The organism is Rhodococcus cerastii, from assembly GCF_033042195.1.
GTDB lineage: Bacteria > Actinomycetota > Actinomycetes > Mycobacteriales > Mycobacteriaceae > Rhodococcoides.
Window position 1 is genome coordinate 286,540 of sequence record NZ_JAWLKF010000003.1, and the last position, 18,906, is coordinate 305,445.

The window sequence follows — 18,906 nt, forward strand, 5'->3', positions numbered from 1 at the left end:
AGCGTCACGATTGCGAGGTGACAACTGTCATGCATCCACATCGACCTGCTCGATCTCTGCACCGCCCAGCCGGTAGATTTCAGGCCATGGCAGTCCAGCACCGGCGGCACAGCAGCGCCACAGTCCCCAGGTCGGTCCATCGATTTCGTCGTCTCGCCGCTACGGGTGCTCTGACCCTGTTCGCGGCGGTTCTGCTCGCGCCGGGGGTTGCATCCGCCGAGGCTCCCTCGCGGCTGGCCACCCAGATCACCGACAACGTCCAGGCTCTGGACCCTGATTCGCTGGCCGAGGTGCAGACCTCGGTCGACGACCTCTACGGCAGCAGCCAGCTTCGATTGTGGGTCACCTACGTTGCGGATTTCGACAACCTGTCGGCCGCCGACTGGGCCGAGCAGACCGCGTCGAGAAGCGACCTCGGGCAGCGTGACGTCCTCCTCGCGGTGGCGACCGTGGACCGTTCGTACTACCTGGGCGTGAATACCGGACTGTCTCAGATCACCTCGTCCGAACAGGACGACATCCGTGTCAACGACGTGGAACCCGCACTGCGCGAAGAGGATTGGTCCGGTGCCGCTATTGCGGCAGCCGGTGCACTCGGCGACGCGTATGCCTCGAGCGGCAGCGGCGGATCGTCGGCACCGTTGCTGATCGGTGTCGGCGTGCTGGCGGTGGCGGGCGGCGGAGCTGTCGTCTACTCCTCGCGTCGCAAGAAGGCCCGCGTCGCCGCCGAGGTCGAGGCCGTGGCGAACATCGACCCGAGCGACCCGGCCGCGCTGGCCGCCTTCCCGATCGACGTCCTCGATACCCGCGCCAAGGAAATTCTGATCGAGACCGACAATGCCGTGCGCGCCAGCGAAGAGGAATTGAACCTCGCGCGAGGCGAATTCGGCGATTCCGCGGCGGCACCGTTCATCGCCGCCCACGACAACGCCAAGAAAGCGTTGGCCTCTGCCTTCGAAATACGTCAACGCCTCGACGACGCCATTCCCGAAACTCCCGACCAACGACGCGCGATGCTCGTCGAGATCATCTCCTCGTGCGGGCAAGCCGATCGCGAACTCGATTCGCGGGTGGAGGAATTCGACGGATTTCGCGACCTGGTGATGAATGCCGAGTCGCATCTCGACGAGCTCACCCAGGCGATCATCGGGTTGACGGTGCGGATTCCGCAATCCGAAACCCTGCTCGCTCAACTGCATTCGGAATTCTCCGAGACCGCACTGAAATCGATAGCGGACAACGTCACGATGGCCAAGGACCGCCTCGCGCTGGCCGAGGACAACATCGAGGCCGGCCGCAAGGCGGCTGCGCTCCCGCCCGGTAAGCAGGGTCCGGCCGTCACTGCGATTCGGACGGCCGAACGAGCCGTCGATCAGGCCAAGACACTGCTCGACGGCGTCGACCACGCACGTGACGACATCAGGCACGCCATCGCCACCCTGCCCGACGCCATCGCGGACGTCCGCCGCGACATCGAGCAGGCCGGCACATTGACCGAACACGGTGGTGCCGAGTTGCACTCGGCGGTGACTGCGGCGCAGACGGCGTTGCAGAACGCGGAGAAGGCCCAATCCTCGGATCCTCTGGGTAGCTATACCGCCCTCGCCGAAGCCGATGCCGAACTCGAGAAGATCGTGGACGAGGCATCGGCCGAGAAGGCTGCCGAAGACCAGCTGCGGGCTCGCCTCGAGCGCGATATCGCGGCCGCTCAGGCACAGATCACCGCAGCCGCGGACTACATCTCGACCCGTCGTGGCGGCGTCGGGGCCGATGCCAGAACACGCCTGTCCGAGGCCGAACGCCACCTCGGCGCGGCCCGGCAGCTCGAACGGGAGAACCCCGACGAAGCCCTCAAGCATGCGCATGCCGCCAGCCAATTGGCCTCGCGCGCATCGCAGATCGCCCAGTCCGATGTACAGAACTGGGAGAACCGTCACGGTCCGCGCGGTGGCAGCAGCGGCGGCAACATCGCCGGCGCAGTGCTCGGCGGCATCCTGATCAACAGCGTCCTTCGCGGCGGCGGTGGCGGCGGTGGATTCGGCGGTGGCTTCGGTGGTGGCGGGGGCTTCGGTGGAGGTGGTGGGGGCGGCGGATTCGGCGGTGGCGGCGGCCGCTTCTAGTTTCTCGACATACGTACGACAGGGCCCGATCTCACGAAGAGATCGGGCCCTGTCGGTTACGTGAGGCTCTTACGCACCGATCAGTCGAGAGGCGATGTAGCCCTCGACCTGGTCGAGAGCAACGCGCTCCTGTGCCATCGTGTCGCGTTCACGGATGGTGACGGCATGATCGTCGAGGGTGTCGAAGTCGACGGTGATGCAGAACGGGGTGCCGATCTCGTCCTGACGACGGTAGCGGCGACCGATGGCTCCGGCGTCGTCGAATTCGACGTTCCAGTACTGACGCAGTTGCTGCGCAAGATCTTTCGCCTTGGGCGTCAGGTCGGCGTTACGCGAGAGCGGAAGCACTGCAACCTTCACCGGGGCGAGACGACGGTCCAGCTTGAGCACGACACGCTTGTCGACGCCGCCCTTGGCGTTGGGAGCTTCGTCCTCGGTGTACGCGTCGACGAGGAACGCCATCAGCGAACGCGTCAGGCCTGCGGCCGGCTCGATGACGTACGGGGTGTACCGGGTGTCGGTGGCCTGCTCGTAGTAGCTCAGGTCCTGGCCCGACGCCTTCGAGTGCACCGAGAGGTCGTAGTCGGTGCGGTTCGCGACGCCCTCGAGCTCACCCCACGCACTGCCCTGGAAACCGAACTTGTACTCGATGTCCACGGTGCGCTTGGAGTAGTGCGACAGCTTCTCTTTGGCATGCTCGTAGAGCCGAAGGTTCTCCGGATCGATACCGAGATCGGTGTACCACTTCATGCGGTAATCGATCCAGTACTGATGCCACTCGTCGTCCTCGCCCGGCTTGACGAAGAACTCCATCTCCATCTGCTCGAACTCGCGGGTACGGAAGATGAAGTTTCCGGGAGTGATCTCGTTGCGGAAGCTCTTGCCGATCTGGCCGATGCCGAACGGCGGCTTCTTGCGTGAGGTGGTCAGCACGTTGGCGAAGTTGACGAAGATGCCCTGCGCGGTCTCGGGACGCAGGTAGTGCAGGCCCTCTTCGTTGTCGACCGGGCCGAGGAAAGTCTTGAGCAGGCCCGAGAACGCACGCGGCTCGGTCCACGAACCCGGCTCACCGGTCTCGGGATCGCGGATGTCGGCCAGGCCGTTCTCCGGCGGGTGGCCGTGCTTTTCCTCGTAGGCTTCGATGAGGTGATCGGCGCGATAGCGCTTGTGCGTGTGCAGCGACTCGACCAGCGGGTCGGAGAACGTCTCGACGTGGCCCGACGCCTCCCACACCTCGCGAGGCAGAATCACCGAGGAATCCAGCCCGACGGTGTCGTCGCGGCTGGTGATCATGTTGCGCCACCACTGCTTCTTGATGTTCTCCTTGAGCTCGACGCCCAACGGACCGTAATCCCAGGCCGACCTGGTACCGCCGTAGATCTCGCCGCACGGGTAGACGAGGCCTCTGCGCTTGGCGAGGTTGGCGACGGTTTCGACTTTGGACTTGGGTGCCACTGGCGGAGCTCTCCATCTTCGGTTACATCGTGTAAGAGGTGACGTGGGCGGTTTTCGCCCTGATCAGACTATCTGGCTCGGCGGGCGAAACCGAACAGCGGTCGAGTGCGGAAGTTGACATGCGCACCTGTGCATATCACAATGAATACGATTTGCAATAACAACAACTGCACTAACCTGAAGTCATGACGTCGATCGTGCAGGGAGAGTCCGCCGGCAACGAACCGGCTACCGAAGGAGCCGCAACCGTGTCCACGGACTCGACAGTGGAAGAAAGTTCGAGCCACAGGCAGGATCCCGAGCATCCGTTGCATTCGGGCGATCCGTTCGCCGTCGCTCCCCCGGCTCACATCCCGCCGAAGGAGACTCTGACTGCGGCGGGAGACATCCTGCGGGCACTCGCAGCGCCGGTACGCATCGCCATCGTGCTGCAGTTGCGCGAGTCCGAGCGCTGCGTTCACGAACTCGTCGTCGCCCTCGGTGTCACGCAACCGTTGATCAGCCAGCACCTGCGGGTACTCAAGGCAGCGGGTGTCGTGCGCGGAGAACGCAACGGACGCGAGGTCCTGTACCGATTGGTCGACGATCACCTCTCCCACATCGTCGTCGACGCCGTGGCCCACGCCGAGGAAGGCCGACACCCGTGACCGACAAGTCCACCGATACCGCCACACCCAGACGACCCGTCGTCGTCGGTGTGCGGGCCACCAAGCAGCGCAGTGCCATCTCGGATCTGCTCGACACCATCGAGGAGTTCAAGTCCGCACAGGATCTGCACGACGAATTGCGCAAGCGCGGTGAGGGCATCGGCCTCACCACCGTGTATCGCACTCTCCAGACCCTCGCCGATGCCGGCACTGTCGACGTGCTCCGCACCGACAACGGGGAGTCCGTCTACCGACGCTGCTCCTCCGGTCATCACCATCACCTGGTGTGCCGTTCGTGTGGTTTCACCGTCGAGGTCGAAGGCCCCACCGTCGAGAAGTGGTCGCAGAGTGTCGCAGAGTCCAACGGCTTCAGCGACGTGAGCCACACGATCGAGATCTTCGGCACCTGCAGTCAGTGCAGTGCTGCCGTTCGGTGAATCCGCTCAGGCGACGGCCTCTGCCACGCGAGGTACCACCGCGTCGATGGCGAACGGAATCGACAGCACCGAGTTGTACGTGATCGCGCCACGCTGATCGGTGGACAACGGAACGATCGCGTCGCCCCGTGCGGCATCGAGCGTTCCGAAGATCGGGTTCTCCGCCACCACGTCGATGTCCTCACCGGTACCGAGATAGAGCACCAGATCCGCGTCGAGCATCGAGATGTTCTCGGTCGAGACCGGAACGAAGAAGTTGGTGCCGTCGTCCTGGGCGCGGATCGATTCCGGGACCTCGAAGCCCAGCGAGGTGACGAACGTCCCCCGCGCATCACCGGGCAGATAAGCGCCGAACTGGCCGTCGTACGGAAGCACCACTGCTGCTGTCTTACCCGCGAACTCGGGATGTTCGTTTCGAACCTGCTCGAGCGCCGCGGTGGTCTGCGTGTTCAACTCCTCGCCGCGGTCGCGTTCTCCCATGGCACGAGCGATGGTGTCGGTGGCCACCTCACGATCGACGGCATACGCGGCCGATCCTGCAGGTCGGGCCACCGTCGGCGCGATGTCACTGAGTTGTGTGTACGTCGCCTCGTCGAAACCCGCATTGAGTCCGGTGATGAGATCCGGCGCCAGAGAGGCGATCAGCTCGAAGTTCGGCTCGGACTCCGAGCCCAGCAGCGTCAACGGCGCGTCACCGACCAACTCGTCGGTCCATGGACCCAGTCCGGTCTCGTAGAACGTGTACCCGGTGTTGCCGACGGGAACGGTGCCGAGCGCGATGACGGCATCGGCGTCGGACACCCCGAGCGTGACGATTCGGGTCGGCTTCTCCGGGATGGTCGTGCTGCCGTAGATGTGATCGATGACGACCGGGAATGCACCGTCGGAAGATGGTGCCGCCGAGTCCTCCGAGCTCTCTGTCGAACAGGCCGTCAGAGACACACCGAGGACGATCACCGCCACCGTTGCCGTCAGTATCCGGGTCCACCGCACAGTCATCGCATCCGCCTTTACTGGAAGTTAGTACAGGCAAACCTTATCGGACAGCTCAGGGCAGTAGACCCTCGCGGGCTTTCTCGACTCCGGCGAGCACCAGGATCAGCATCGTCAGCATGGCCTCGTCGTCCAGCCCGTTCGCCGGAAAGGTGTAGCGCAGCAACACATCTGCGAGCTTGTCATGGGTGTTGACCGAGATCGCGCCGAACTGCGAGTCGGCATTGCGGTCGGCGACCTTCTTGTGCAGAGCTGCCTTGAGCGGACGATCCCAGGCCAACACCGCAGTGAGCGAGAGCACCTCGAGTTCGGGTGAGAGTCGAACGGCGCGCAACGAGCAGAGTGCACCGGCGTAGTCGAAACCGAGCGACCCCTCGTCGCCGAGTGTGACCGTCGCGAACTGCGAGAGCGCCAACTGGGCCCGGGCCTGCAACGAAAGCCCCTCGTCAGGAGTCCCGTTCGCGTTCTCACTCATACTTGACTCCACCGAATCGTCGGTCTCGCGAGGCGTATTCGATACACGCCTCCCACAGATCCCGACGGTCGAAGTCCGGGAAGAGCTTCTTCTGGAACACGAACTCCGCGTAGGCGGATTGCCAGAGCAGGAAGTTCGACGTTCGCTGCTCCCCCGACGGACGCAGAAACAGATCCACGTCGGGCATGTCCGATTCGTCGAGGTACTTGGCGACGGTCGCCTCGGTGATCTTCTCGGGGTTCAGCTTGCCCGCGGCCACCTGTCGAGCGATTTCCCTTGTAGCATCGGCAATCTCGGCACGGCCACCGTAGTTGACGCACATCGTCAGCGTCATCACGGTGTTGTGCTTCGTCAGCTCCTCGGCCACTTCCAGTTCTTTGATGACACTGCCCCACAACCTCGGTCGACGGCCGGCCCAGCGAACCCGGACGCCCATCTCGTTCATTTCGTCGCGTCGACGACGGATGACGTCGCGATTGAAGCCCATCAGAAACTTGACCTCGTCGGGACTGCGCTTCCAGTTCTCCGTCGAGAAGGCGTACGCCGACAACCACTGAACCCCGATCTCGATGCATCCGCACACGGTGTCCATGAGCACCGCTTCACCCTGCTCGTGCCCAGCGGTCCGCGGCAATCCTCGATCCTGGGCCCACCGACCGTTGCCGTCCATCACCAGCGCGACGTGGCGAGGAATCAATTCGGGCTGCAGGATCGGCGGCCGAGCGCCCGACGGATGCGGATCGGGAGGGCGCACTGCCGACTGTTCGTCAGGCCGGGGTTGCGGCTCTCGTCGTCGAATCACGGTCCCCATCCTGCCCGACGGTGTCGGCGAACACGGAGTCAGGTTGCGCCAGCGGCACCTGATGCGGGTGCGAGCGTTCGATGAGCGGAAGCGTGCGCAGCTGTCGTTCCAGATGCCATTGCAGATGCGCCGCCACCAGTCCACTGGCCTGCTTGCGGACGGCATCGGAGGTGGTGACGGTGTAGTCCCACTCTCCCCGCTCGAGCGCAACCATCAGATCGAGAACACCGGTCGACGGCGTCGCCGATCCCGGCGGCCGGCAATGCACACACACGGCCCCACCGGCCGCGACGTGAAACGCACGGTGCGGCCCTACCGCTGCGCACCGCGCGCAGTCGGTGAGTGCGGGAGCCCATCCGGCAAAACCCATCGCGCGCAGCAGGTACGCGTCGAGCACCAGTTCGGGAGGCCGGATGTGCTGTGCGAGGGCGCGCAGGGCACCGACGGTCAACTGATGCAGCCGCTGCGCGGGTGCATGTTCCTCGCCTGCCAGCCGTTCGGCAGTTTCGAGAACCGCGCAACCGGTGGTGTAGCGACCGTAATCGGCGACGATGTCTCCGCCGAACGCGTCGACTGTGTGCACCTGGGTGACGATGTCGAGGTTGCGCCCCGGATAGAGCAGCACGTCGATGTGCGCAAACGGCTCGAGTCGCGCGCCGAACTTGGACTTGGTGCGACGCACCCCTTTGGCGACGGCCCGGACGATCCCGTTCTCCCTGGTCAACAACGTGACGATACGGTCGGCCTCACCCAGCTTGTGCTGGCGCAGGACGACTGCGTTGTCACGGTATGGCCTCACGGTCTCCAGTGTCCCACGGGTGCCGCGCAGCCGGCCGTTTCCCGCGCTGAGGAGAGTCGATACTGTGCACGCGTGGATTTTCATCGGTCGACTCTCGTTGCCCAGGCCGCCGAACTCGCGTCGGGTCGCAGCACCTCGGTAGAGGCGGTCACCGCGTCACTCGATCGCATCGAGCAGAGCCAACCCACGCTCAACGCGTTCCGCATCGTCCGCCGCGACGCCGCACTCGCCGAGGCCGCCGAGGCAGATCGCCTGCGCGCCGCCGGCCATACCGCTCCCCTGCTCGGCGTTCCGATCGCCGTCAAGGACGACGTCGACATCACCGGAGAGCCGACCGCCTTCGGCTGCGCGGGTGACTTTCCGCCGGCCACCGCGGACTCGGAGGTGGTGCGCAGACTGCGCGCTGCCGGAGCCGTCATCGTGGGAAAGACCAACAGTCCCGAACTCGGCCAATGGCCGTTCACCGGTGGCACTTTCGGGCACACCCGCAATCCGTGGGACCGCGAGCGCACACCCGGCGGCTCCTCGGGCGGTAGCTCTGCCGCAGTGGCGGCCGAATTGGTCTCTGCTGCATTGGGTTCCGACGGTGCAGGCTCGGTACGCATTCCGGCATCGTGGACGAACCTCGTGGGGATCAAGCCACAGCGCGGAAGGATCTCCACCTGGCCGGACGCCGAAGCGTTCAACGGCATCACCGTCATCGGTCCGCTCGCACGCACGGTGGCCGACGCCGCCCTTCTCCTCGACGTGGTCTCCGGTGGCCACGACGGCGATCTGCATCGTCCGGCACCGGTGACCGTCTCCAATGCTGTCGGACGCAACCCCGGCTCCCTGCGCATCGCGCTCAGCCTTCGTAAGCCCTTCATCCCGACGCCGGCACCGCTGGATCCGGAGATCGCAGCGGCGGCGTACGAGATGGCCGCGGTGCTGCGATTGCTCGGGCACCGAGTGGTCGTCGACGACCCCGCCTACGGAATGCTGTTGGGGCTCAATTTCCTACCTCGCTCACTGGCAGGTGTGGCGGCTTGGCTGGACCGCCTGCCCGATCCGTCTCTCGCCGACCCGAGGACCAGAGCCAATGCCAGGAGCGGCCGGGCACTCGCCGGAGCACCTCTGCGCGCAGCACGCGCCGCCGAACCGCGCATCGGGCGTCGAATCGGCCGGTTCTTCGACGAGTACGACATCGTGCTCGCGCCCACGACGGCTACCCCACCGCCGCGGATCGAGGCCATCGACGGCATCTCCAACGCAGACACCGATCGGGTCATCACCGAGCACTGCCCGTACACCTGGCCGTGGAACGTTCTGGGCTGGCCGAGCGTCAACGTGCCCGCGGGATTCACCACCGGCGGCCTACCCATCGGTCTGCAATTGATGGGGCACGAATCCTCGGAGCCACTGCTGGTCTCGGTCGCCGCCCAACTCGAGAACGTCTTGCAGTGGCACCGCAAGCGCCCCGATCCCTGGTGGACCGACGTGAGCGAAACTTCGTAGTCTGCTACGAATTGCCGTGCACGTGCGGCGAAGCCGCTCCGGTCAGAAGCCGAGCTTGCCCATCTGCTTGGGGTCGGTCTGCCAGTCCTTCGCGATCTTGACGTGCAGGTCCAGGTAGATCCTGGTGCCGAGCAGCTTCTCGATCTGCAGTCGCGAGGCCGTGCCGACCTCCTTGAGCCGCGAGCCGCCCTTGCCGATGATGATCGCCTTCTGGCTCGATCGCTCGACGTAGAGGATCGCGTGCACGTCGAGCATGTTGTCGTGGCCCTCGCGGGGCACGACCTCCTCGATGACGACGGCCAACGAGTGGGGCAGCTCGTCCCGGACGCCTTCGAGCGCGGCTTCACGGATGAGCTCGGCCATGAGGATCTCCTCGGGCTCGTCCGTCAGCTCACCGTCGGGGTAGAACGCCGGACCCGGTGGGAGTTCGGAGGCCAGCAGGTCGACGAGCTTCTCGATCTGCTCGCCCGATTCGGCCGACACCGGAATGACGTGCGAATTCTCACCGAGCAGCTTCGACAGCGACATCAGCTGCTGTACGACGCGTTCCTTCTTGACCTTGTCGATCTTGGTCACGATCCCGATGAGCGTGGTCTTGGGCGCGATGTGCCGCACCTGTTCGAGAATCCACCGGTCGCCGGGCCCGATCTTCTCGTCCGCGGGGATGCAGAGTCCGATGACGTCGACCTCGGAGTAGGTGTCCTGCACCAGATCGTTGAGGCGTTGCCCCAGCAGCGTTCTCGGTCGGTGCAGGCCCGGGGTGTCGACCAGGATCAGCTGGGCGTGCTCGCGGTGCACGATGCCGCGAATGGTGTGCCGCGTCGTCTGAGGACGCGAGGACGTGATGGCGATCTTCGATCCCACCAGTGCATTGGTCAGTGTGGACTTGCCGGTGTTGGGTCGGCCTACGAAACAGACGAATCCGGATCGGAACTCACCGTTGTTCTGCTCGGACAAGAGCACCTCCAGATTTCAGTGTTGGCGAGTGGCGTCGGACGAGTCGTCGTCCTCGGTGGATTCTTCGTCGGGTTCGATCTTTTCGACCAGCACCGTGGTGATGCGGACGCGCCCCTTGGGGTCGGCTCCGCCTTCGCCGCGCAGCAGCAGTCCGTGGGTGATCACCTGCGATCCGGGCAACGGTACTCGGCCGAGTTCGTAGCCGAGGAGTCCGCCGACGGTGTCGACTTCCTCGGATTCGATCTCGATGTCGAAGATCTCGCCGAGGTCCTCGAGTGGCACCCGGGAGGACAATCGATAGCGCCCGTCGTCGAGTTCCTCGATGGGGGCAACCTCGTCGGAGTCGTATTCGTCCGCGATCTCGCCGACGATTTCCTCGATGACGTCCTCGATGGTCACCAGGCCCGCAATGCCTCCGTACTCGTCGACGAGCAGAGCCATGTGGTTGCGATCGCGCTGCATCTCGGCGAGCAGACTGTCCAGCGCCTTGGAATCGGGAACGAAGACGGCCGGACGCATCAACTCGGACACCTGCACTCCGCGGCCACCGTCGGTGGAGTAGTACGTCTGCTGCACAAGGTCTTTGAGGTACACGACGCCAACGACATCGTCCACGTTCTCCCCGATCACCGGGATGCGGGAGTGTCCGCTGCGCACGGCCAACGACGTGGCCTGGCCCGCCGACTTGTCCGACTCGATCCACACCATCTCGGGGCGCGGGACCATGACCTCACGGGCGGAGGTGTCACCGAGCTCGAACACCGACTGGATCATCCGCCGTTCGTCGTCGGCCACGACGCCGCGTTCGCGAGCCATGTCCACCAGTTCTCGGAGTTCGATCTCGGAGGCGAAGGGGCCGTTGCGAAATCCCTTACCTGGGGTGATCGCGTTACCGATGAGGATGAGCAGTCTGCTGATCGGGCCGAGGAGCCACCCGAGCGCGCGTAGCGGCAACGCGGCCGCCAACGCGATCGAGTACGCGTTCTGCCGCCCGAGGGTTCGCGGACCGACACCGATCACGACGTAACTGACCAGCACCATGGCCACCGCACTGATCAGCAAGGCCGTGGTGGAGTCGATCAGCTGTGTCAGACCACCCGCGAGCAACACGGTGCCGCCGATCTCGCACAGGATGCGCAGCAGCACCATCAGATTGACGTAGCGCGGGCGGTCGCCGACCACGACGACGAGGCCGGTGGCACCGGGCCGCTCGTCCTTGACCATGTCGTCGATGCGCGCCCGCGAGACCGTGTTCAGCGCAGAATCGACCGCAGCGAACAGGCCTCCGAGTGGGACGAGAAGGACGGCGAAGACGATGAGCGCAACAGCACTGCTCACGCGCTACGACCCCGTACTTCCAGCTGCTCGACGACGCAGATCATCGATCGTGTCCGTCGACGAAACCGGCCTTGCCGAGGAGCCGGGCATCGCGTGCGGCCTGTTCGGCGGCCTGCTCCGCTCGCCTGGCATCCTCGTACCACTCGGCGAGCAGACGGTTCTGCAGCTCGAACATCTCCTTCTCTTCGTCCGGCTCGGCATGGTCGTAACCCAGCAGGTGCAGTACACCGTGCACGGTCAACAACGCCAGTTCGTGCTCGAGCGAATGTCCTGCCGCAGCAGCCTGATCCGCGGCGAACGACGGGCACAGCACGATGTCGCCGAGCATCGCCGGTCCGGGCTCGGGGGCGTCGGGACGACCGCCCGGCTCCAGCTCGTCCATCGGGAACGACATCACGTCGGTGGGGCCGGGCAGATCCATCCACCGCATGTGCAGATCGGCCATCGTGGCGGAATCCACCAGCACCATCGACAGTTCCGCGGCGGGATGCACGTCCATGCCGGCGATCGCGAACCGTGCGACCGAGACCAGCTCGGGTTCGGAGATGTCCATCCCCGACTCGTTGGACACTTCGATACTCATCTAGCCACTACCCACGCTCTCGTTGCCTGCATCTGCCGGTCCGTCTGCCTGAATCATCTTCTCGCCGAACGCGGTCCACCGGTTCGGCGTTGCGCACGGTTGGGAATGACGCCTTCCGATGTCGACTCGAACCGCTCGTACGCGTCGACGATCTCCGAGACCAAGCGGTGCCGCACCACGTCGCTGCTGGTGAGCTGCGCGAAGTGGATGTCGTCGACGTCGGTCAGGATCTCGGACGCCGCACGCAGTCCGGATCGCGCACCTCCCGGAAGGTCGACCTGGGTCACGTCACCCGTGACGACGATCTTCGATCCGAATCCGAGTCGAGTCAGGAACATCTTCATCTGCTCGGCGGTGGTGTTCTGCGCTTCGTCGAGGATGATGAACGCGTCGTTGAGTGTGCGACCACGCATGTACGCAAGGGGCGCGACCTCGATGACCCCGGCCTGCATCAGCTTCGGGATCGCTTCGTCGTCCATCATGTCGTGCAGCGCATCGTGCAGTGGGCGCAGGTAGGGGTCGATCTTCTCGTGCAGGGTTCCGGGAAGGAAGCCGAGCCGCTCCCCCGCTTCCACGGCCGGACGCGTCAGGATGATGCGACTGACCTGTTTGGTCTGCAATGCCTGGACGGCCTTCGCCATCGCCAGGTACGTCTTTCCGGTACCCGCGGGCCCGATACCGAACACGATGGTGTTGGCGTCGATCGCATCCACGTATCGCTTCTGATTCAGAGTCTTCGGCCGAATCGTCTTACCGCGGCGCGAGAGGATGTCCAGGCTCAGCACCTCGGCCGGAGAATCGGCCACGCCCTCGGTGAGCATGGCTATCGATCGGCGCACCGCATCGGGAGTCAGTGGCTGAGCGCGCTTGGCCAGCGCGGCCAACTCGGAGATCACCCGTTCGGCCAGCGCCACATCCGCCACTTTTCCGGTGAGCGTCACGGCGTTTCCTCGTACGTGGATATCTGCCGTCAGCATCTGCTCGAGCGCCCGCAGGTTCTCGTCGGACTGTCCCAGCAGTGGCATCACTGCTTCGGGGGCGAGTTCCAAAGTGGACCGAACGTCACGCTCGGCGGGAAAATCGCTGTGTTCACTCACGTGGTGGCTATGGCCTGCTCTCTGGTGTCGGCTTCTCGGACGTGCACTCGCTACGGATCGAGTTTAACGCCGCAGGGACGATGTGCATTCCCATTACTTGCTGGTGGCACCGAGCACGGCGTCGAGCGAGAGCGCCCAACACCGGGAATCGGGATCGAGGAAGGCGAAGTGGTCCTCGCCCGGAACGATCGCCAGCTCCGCGTCGTCCCCGGCGGCGCGCGCCAGCGCAACGTACCGTTCGCTCTGCGCCGCCGGAACCTGGATGTCCTCGGATCCGTGCAGGGCGATCGTCCGGATGCCGATGGGTACACGCGCGGCCGGCGAGGCCGATCGGTACAGGTCGGGATGGTCCTCGTATCGGGCCTGCAACAGCGCCTCGACCGCCGGGTTGGTGCGTCCCGACGCACCGCGCGGTTCGAGATCGAGAACGCCGGCCTGCGAGACGATGCGCGACGGGCGGACCTTCGTGCCGGTCTCACCGCCGAGCCACACTGCCAGGTGGCCTCCAGCGGAGTGCCCGATGACGCGCACGTCGTCGACACCGACCGGGGCGTGCTGCTGCAGTTCCTCGGCGACCACGTCGAGTGCCGCGGTCACATCGGACTGCATTTCCGGCCAGTGCCCGCCTGCGCCGACGCGTCGATACTCGATGTTCCACGCCACCGCGCCGGCTCCGGCGACGGCCCGGCCGAACTGGGTGCCCAGATTGGATCCGTACTGACCGCTCCAGAACCCACCGTGCACCACCACGACCACCGGCGTCGTGTCCTCCATCGGCTCGGCCGGCAGGTAGAGGTGCCCGAACTGCTCCGGGTGATCGCCGTAGGCGATCTTGATTCGCGCGCTCATGCGTTCTCGAAGTCCGGCGGAAGTTGCGTCCACCGCGAGGTCAGGACGCCCAGCGCGCCGAGGGCCACGGCTCCCGCCGTCGAGGTCCGCAGCACCGTCGGACCGAGAACCACCGGGGTTGCACCCGCCTCGGTCAGAGCGGTGACCTCTCTGTCGTCGAGCCCGCCTTCGGGTCCGACGATGATCGCGACCTCGGGCACCGAGGCGAACGCCAGGTCCCGAAACGACGTGGTGGCCGCCTCGTGCAGCACGGCGACGATTCCGCCGCGCTCCACGACGCCGCGCACGAGGGCGTAGATCTGTCGCGAATCCTGCAGCTCGGAGACCTCGGGGATGTAGGCCCGACGCGATTGCTTGGCCGCCTCCGACGCGGTACTGCGCCACTTCGCGACGCCCTTGGCTGCCTTCGGGCCTTCCCACCGTGCGACGCAGCGAGCCGACTGCCAGGGCACGACGGCATCGACGCCCGCCTCGGTGGCCAGCTCGACCGCCAACTCCGACCGATCCGCCTTCGGCAATGCCTGCACGAGGGTCACGGCCGGAGTGGGACGCGGCATCTCGCTGCGCGAGTGCACGGTCAGTTCCAGTCGATTCTTCTCCGCGGCGACGACGACCGCGTCGGCCAAGCCACCTGCTCCGTCACCGAGCAACACCCGCTCACCGACGCGGATGCGTCGCACGGTCGCGGCATGGTGCCCTTCCTTGCCGTCGAGCACCGCCAACTCGCCGACGTTCGGCAGGGGCGAGAGGTAGAAGACCGTGGGGGCCATCGATCAGCGACCGCTGAATGCTTCCCGCAACCGCGAGAACAGGCCGCCGCTGTGCGCGGAACCGGTGGTGACGACCTCCGCCGAGTCGCGGTCGCGCATCGACCTGAGCTGTTCGAGCAGATGGGTCTGCTTGCTGTCGAGCTTGGTCGGCACGATGACCTCGAGGTGCGCGTGCAGATCGCCGCGAATGCCCGACCGCAGCTTGGGCATTCCGTGACCACGCAGTACCGTCGTCGAATTCGGTTGCGTGCCTTGTTCGACCGAGATCTCGGTGGGTCCGTCGATGATCGCATCGATGTTGACCGAGGTGCCGAGGGCGGCGTCGACCATCGGGACGCGGACGGTGCAGTGCAGATCGTCACCGTCGCGTACGAACACCTCGTGCTGCTGTTCGACGATCTCCACGTACAGGTCTCCCGCGGGTCCGCCGCCGGGACCGACTTCGCCCTGCGAGGCCAGTCGGATCCGCATGCCGTTGCTCACGCCGACCGGCACCTTGACCGAGATGTCGCGACGCGACCGGACGCGACCGTCGCCGCCGCACTTGCGGCAGGGGTCGGGGATGGTCTCGCCTGCACCGCGGCAGGTGGGGCAAGGCCGGCTGGTCATGACCTGGCCGAGGAACGAGCGCTGCACCGACTGCACTTCTCCGGCACCGCCGCAGGTGTCGCAGCGAACCGGCTTGGAGTCGCCGTTGGTACCCGAGCCGGTGCACAGGTCGCACAGGATCGCGGTGTCGACGGTGATGTGCTTGGTCACGCCGGTGGCGCACTCGTCGAGGGTGAGCTTGGTCCGCAGCAGTGAATCCGCTCCCGGCTGTACTCGGCCCTTCGGCCCTCGCTGGGAGCCGCCCGCGCCGCCGCCGAAGAACGCCTCGAACACATCTCCCAGGCCGCCGCCGAATCCGGCTCCACCGAATCCACCGCCGCCGCCTCCGCCGCCCTGCTGCAGCGGGTCGCCGCCCAGGTCGACGATACGACGCTTCTCCGGATCGGACAGCACCTCGTACGCGGTGGAGATCTCCTTGAACCGGGCCTGCGCGGCCTCGTCCGGGTTGACGTCCGGGTGCAGTTCTCGCGCCAGTTTGCGGTAGGCGCGCTTGATCTCCTGGTCCGTCGCCTGCTGGCCGACGCCCAAACTCCCGTAATAATCCCGTGCCACGTCGTCTCTTTCGTCCTAGAAGATGAATCTCGTTCGTTGCTGCTGTGTGCGGCCGCCCATGCCCCGCGGCCGTCGATCGATTCGGTTCCCGCTCGTCTCAGCGTTCGGCCAGGACCTCGCCGATGTACCTGGCAACCGCAGCGACCGACGCAATTGTTCCTGGGTAGTCCATTCGGGTCGGCCCGAGAACACCCATTCCTCCGAGGACCATGCCAGCCGACCCGTATCCGGTGGAAATCACCGACGTCCCACGCATTTCCTCGACCTGCGTTTCCTCGCCGATCCGCACTGTCACGGTGCGGGTGTCCTGCGTCACGGCGAGCAGTTTGAGCACGACCACTTGCTCTTCCAGCGCCTCGAGTACCGCCCTGAGCGATCCGGGAAACCCCGCGTCGCCGGCGAAGTCCGCCGCGTTGCGCGTCAAGTTCGCCGTACCGCCGAGAACCAGACGTTCTTCGGGGTGCTCGACGAGCGATTCCACCAGCACCGTTGCCGAGCGAATCATGGCGTCTCGTAGCGCGGGTGGCGCGTTCTCGGCGAGTTCGGCCACTGCGGCCGATGCTGCCGCCAGCCGCTTGCCCTCGAGCGCGCCGCCGAGCAGACGCCGCAGCTGCGCCAGATTCTCGTCGTCGATCACATCACCGAGTTCGACGATGCGCTGATCGACGCGACCCGAGTCGGTGATCAGCACCAGCAGCAGCCGAGCCGGGGTGAGCGCCACCACTTCCAGGTGACGAACCGATGACGCCGACAGCGTGGGGTACTGGACCACGGCGACCTGACGGGTCAACTGAGCCAGCAACCGGACGCCGCGTCGCAACACGTCGTCCAGGTCGACGCCGTTCTCGAGAAACTCCAGGATGGCGCGACGCTCGGCCGCGGAGAGCGGCTTGACGTCGGCGATCCGATCGACGAACTGCCGGTAGCCCTTGTCGGTCGGCACCCGGCCGGAACTGGTGTGCGGCTGGGCGATGTACCCCTCGGCCTCGAGTACGGCCATGTCGTTGCGCACCGTGGCACTGGACACTCCGAGGCTGTGGCGCTCGACCAGGGCACGTGAACCGACCGGTTCCTGGGTGGACACGTAGTCCGCCACGATCGCTCGTAGAACCTCGAACCGCCTGTCGTCGGTGCTCGACATCGGTGCCCACCTCCGTTCTCGTTTCCAATCGTCGCTCGAGTCTAGTAGCCGGCGAACGCATGCTCGTGCAAGGCCTTACTGTGGTCCGAGTGGAAACTGTCTTTCGATTCGACCCAGCGGCCACGGGCTTGCGATGATCTTCAAAGGTGTGCGTGACGGAAAGCCCTACCCCGAGCACGGTCTGTCCATCAGAGACTGGTCGAGAATCCCGCCACGGCAGCTGCGTCTGGACGAGATCGTCACCACCACCAAGGTGCTCGAGCTCGACAGGTTGCTGTCCGAGGACTCCACCTTCTACGGCGATCTGTTCCCTCACGCGGTGCAGTTCCGTGGTGTCGTCTATCTCGAGGACGGCTTGCACCGCGCAGTGCGTGCGGCACTGCGCAATCGAACGGTGTTGCACGCCAGGGTGTTCGACTACGACGCACTGAGCGCCTGAAACAGACTGTTCAGGCGGCAGCGATGGTGCGCACCACCGCGTCGGCCAGCAATCGGCCCCGGTCGGTGAGCACGAGTCGTTCTCCGCGGCGCACCATCAACCCGTCTGCGACGGTCTGTTCGGCAGCGGCGCGCTCGGCCGGCCCGAGCAACCTCATCGGCACTCCCGAGCGGAGTCGGACGGTCAACATCAGCTCTTCCAGGTGTCGATCCTCGGCGCTGAGCAATTCGCTGCCGTGCACCGGTAGGTGTCCTGTGGCAAGGCGATCGGCGTACGCGGCCGGGTGTTTGACGTTCCAGAACCGGGTGCCGCCGATGTGGCTGTGTGCGCCGGGCCCAGCGCCCCACCAGTCGCCGCCGTCCCAGTAGCCGATGTTGTGGCGGCACTGCGCGTCGGCGTCGGTGGCCCAGTTCGACACCTCGTACCAGGACAGCCCTGCGGCGTTCATCGCCGTGTCGATGCGCTCGTACCGGCTCGCCAGCACGTCGTCATCGGGTGCAGGCAACTCACCGCGGCGAACCTTGCGGGCCATGGCGGTGCCGTCCTCGACGATCAGCGCGTAGGCCGAGACGTGGTCGACGCCGGCCTCGAGGACTGCCGCGAGGGACTGGTCCAGATCGCTGTCTCGCTCGCCGGGAGTGCCGTAGATGAGGTCGAGATTGACGTGCTCGAAACCGGCCGCGCGCGCTTCCTTTGCCGCGGCGACCGCTCGACCGGGCGTGTGGGTGCGATCGAGGACGGCAAGCACATGTGGTGCAGCGGACTGCATTCCGAGCGAGATGCGGGTGAAGCCGGCGTCACGAAGCCGGTCGAAGAATTCCGGTGACGTCGATTCCGGGTTGGATTCCGTGGTCACCTCGCCGCCGTCGGTCAATCCGAAACTCGACCGAACCGCACCCAGGACGTCGGCCAGACCGTCGCCCCCGAGCAGTGACGGGGTGCCACCGCCGACGAAGACGGTGTCTGCCGTCGGAACGCGACCCGTGCGGGCCTGCATCAGCCCCGCGGCGGTGTCCAACTCACGTCGCAGACCCTCCAACCAGGACTGCGGCGACGCCGATGTGCCCAGCTCACCCGCCGTGTAGGTGTTGAAGTCGCAGTACCCGCACCGCGTGGCGCAGAACGGAACGTGCACGTAGATCCCGAACGCGCGGTCCCCCACTCCGTCGAACGCCTCGGTCGGCAACTCGAAGGTGGACGGGACGGGTACGACGGTATTCACGCCTTCCAGTGTCCCAGAGTTCAGGCACACCCGATCCCACACGCCCTGCCAGCCTATTTACCTCGAAATCGGGGTAAATAGCCGCCGCGGTCGTCCATCGCCCCGATGACGTGGCACAATGACTCCC

General features: G+C 65.6%; 19 protein-coding genes. 5 read left to right on the forward strand and 14 right to left on the reverse strand.

Annotated elements, in window-relative coordinates; genetic code table 11:
* Nucleotides 1-86: 86 nt before the first annotated feature.
* Nucleotides 87-2,120: a TPM domain-containing protein gene (locus R3P93_RS08215; RefSeq protein ID WP_317532757.1), complete on the forward strand. Its 2,034-nt coding sequence runs from the start codon at nucleotides 87-89 to the stop codon at nucleotides 2,118-2,120.
* A 69-nt stretch (nucleotides 2,121-2,189) separates the two neighbouring features.
* On the opposite strand, the gene R3P93_RS08220 is transcribed toward R3P93_RS08215, so the two are convergent.
* A complete protein-coding gene (locus R3P93_RS08220) occupies nucleotides 2,190-3,575 on the reverse strand; it encodes a glycine--tRNA ligase (RefSeq protein ID WP_121869514.1) in 1,386 nt (461 codons plus the stop codon).
* Nucleotides 3,576-3,841: 266 nt separating this feature from the next.
* On the opposite strand from R3P93_RS08220, the gene R3P93_RS08225 reads away from it, so the two are divergent.
* Together R3P93_RS08225 and R3P93_RS08230 are read left to right on the forward strand one after the other, a co-directional pair.
* Nucleotides 3,842-4,222, forward strand: coding sequence for an ArsR/SmtB family transcription factor (locus R3P93_RS08225; RefSeq protein WP_394855270.1), 381 nt, complete (start codon nucleotides 3,842-3,844; stop codon nucleotides 4,220-4,222).
* The gene (locus R3P93_RS08230) at nucleotides 4,219-4,659 is read left to right on the forward strand and encodes a Fur family transcriptional regulator (RefSeq protein WP_243594009.1); all 441 of its coding nucleotides are present in this window, start codon (nucleotides 4,219-4,221) and stop codon (nucleotides 4,657-4,659) included. Before R3P93_RS08225 ends, R3P93_RS08230 begins: the two co-directional genes overlap by 4 nt.
* Before the next feature lie 6 nt (nucleotides 4,660-4,665).
* On the opposite strand, the gene R3P93_RS08235 is transcribed toward R3P93_RS08230, so the two are convergent.
* Genes R3P93_RS08235 through recO form a run of 4 tightly spaced genes read right to left on the reverse strand, consistent with a single transcriptional unit; the run spans nucleotide 4,666 to nucleotide 7,728 of the window.
* On the reverse strand, nucleotides 4,666-5,658 hold the full coding sequence (locus tag R3P93_RS08235; RefSeq protein WP_317532758.1) for an iron-siderophore ABC transporter substrate-binding protein: 993 nt from the start codon (nucleotides 5,656-5,658) through the stop codon (nucleotides 4,666-4,668).
* A gap of 49 nt (nucleotides 5,659-5,707) precedes the next feature.
* Nucleotides 5,708-6,127: a hypothetical protein gene (locus R3P93_RS08240; protein ID WP_317532759.1), complete on the reverse strand. Its 420-nt coding sequence runs from the start codon at nucleotides 6,125-6,127 to the stop codon at nucleotides 5,708-5,710.
* On the reverse strand, nucleotides 6,120-6,938 hold the full coding sequence (locus tag R3P93_RS08245; RefSeq protein ID WP_094635534.1) for an isoprenyl transferase: 819 nt from the start codon (nucleotides 6,936-6,938) through the stop codon (nucleotides 6,120-6,122). Before R3P93_RS08245 ends, R3P93_RS08240 begins: the two co-directional genes overlap by 8 nt.
* Nucleotides 6,895-7,728, reverse strand: coding sequence for a DNA repair protein RecO (recO, locus tag R3P93_RS08250; protein ID WP_243594012.1), 834 nt, complete (start codon nucleotides 7,726-7,728; stop codon nucleotides 6,895-6,897). Before recO ends, R3P93_RS08245 begins: the two co-directional genes overlap by 44 nt.
* Nucleotides 7,729-7,800: 72 nt before the next feature.
* Between recO and R3P93_RS08255 the strand changes: the two genes are divergently transcribed.
* A complete protein-coding gene (locus tag R3P93_RS08255; RefSeq protein WP_317532760.1) occupies nucleotides 7,801-9,222 on the forward strand; it encodes an amidase in 1,422 nt (473 codons plus the stop codon).
* A 42-nt stretch (nucleotides 9,223-9,264) separates the two neighbouring features.
* On the opposite strand, the gene era is transcribed toward R3P93_RS08255, so the two are convergent.
* The 8 genes from era to hrcA form a co-directional block, all read right to left on the reverse strand.
* Nucleotides 9,265-10,179, reverse strand: a complete 915-nt coding sequence (gene era / locus R3P93_RS08260) for a GTPase Era (RefSeq protein WP_317532761.1) — start codon at nucleotides 10,177-10,179, stop codon at nucleotides 9,265-9,267.
* A 15-nt stretch (nucleotides 10,180-10,194) separates the two neighbouring features.
* Complete coding sequence (locus R3P93_RS08265) at nucleotides 10,195-11,517, reverse strand: hemolysin family protein (protein WP_243594015.1); 1,323 nt, start codon at nucleotides 11,515-11,517, stop codon at nucleotides 10,195-10,197.
* 40 nt (nucleotides 11,518-11,557) lie between these two features.
* On the reverse strand, nucleotides 11,558-12,100 hold the full coding sequence (ybeY, locus tag R3P93_RS08270; RefSeq protein ID WP_243594016.1) for an rRNA maturation RNase YbeY: 543 nt from the start codon (nucleotides 12,098-12,100) through the stop codon (nucleotides 11,558-11,560).
* A 53-nt stretch (nucleotides 12,101-12,153) separates the two neighbouring features.
* Entirely contained in the window at nucleotides 12,154-13,197 is a 1,044-nt protein-coding gene (locus R3P93_RS08275) for a PhoH family protein (protein WP_317532762.1), read from the reverse strand.
* A 93-nt stretch (nucleotides 13,198-13,290) separates the two neighbouring features.
* The gene (locus tag R3P93_RS08280) at nucleotides 13,291-14,046 is read right to left on the reverse strand and encodes an alpha/beta hydrolase family protein (protein ID WP_317532763.1); all 756 of its coding nucleotides are present in this window, start codon (nucleotides 14,044-14,046) and stop codon (nucleotides 13,291-13,293) included.
* The gene (locus R3P93_RS08285) at nucleotides 14,043-14,816 is read right to left on the reverse strand and encodes a 16S rRNA (uracil(1498)-N(3))-methyltransferase (RefSeq protein WP_317532764.1); all 774 of its coding nucleotides are present in this window, start codon (nucleotides 14,814-14,816) and stop codon (nucleotides 14,043-14,045) included. The genes R3P93_RS08280 and R3P93_RS08285 overlap by 4 nt, the downstream gene beginning before the upstream one ends.
* A gap of 3 nt (nucleotides 14,817-14,819) precedes the next feature.
* Complete coding sequence (dnaJ, locus tag R3P93_RS08290; RefSeq protein ID WP_317532765.1) at nucleotides 14,820-15,977, reverse strand: molecular chaperone DnaJ; 1,158 nt, start codon at nucleotides 15,975-15,977, stop codon at nucleotides 14,820-14,822.
* A gap of 97 nt (nucleotides 15,978-16,074) precedes the next feature.
* Complete coding sequence (gene hrcA, locus R3P93_RS08295; RefSeq protein WP_243594020.1) at nucleotides 16,075-17,118, reverse strand: heat-inducible transcriptional repressor HrcA; 1,044 nt, start codon at nucleotides 17,116-17,118, stop codon at nucleotides 16,075-16,077.
* Between the two features lie 133 nt (nucleotides 17,119-17,251).
* Here hrcA and R3P93_RS08300 point away from each other — a divergent pair, with 133 nt between their 5' ends.
* Nucleotides 17,252-17,557, forward strand: a complete 306-nt coding sequence (locus R3P93_RS08300) for a type II toxin-antitoxin system VapB family antitoxin (RefSeq protein ID WP_317532766.1) — start codon at nucleotides 17,252-17,254, stop codon at nucleotides 17,555-17,557.
* Nucleotides 17,558-17,567: 10 nt separating this feature from the next.
* Here the strand turns inward: R3P93_RS08300 and hemW are convergent, their stop codons facing one another.
* On the reverse strand, nucleotides 17,568-18,779 hold the full coding sequence (hemW, locus tag R3P93_RS08305) for a radical SAM family heme chaperone HemW (RefSeq protein ID WP_317532767.1): 1,212 nt from the start codon (nucleotides 18,777-18,779) through the stop codon (nucleotides 17,568-17,570).
* Nucleotides 18,780-18,906 lie beyond the last annotated feature (127 nt).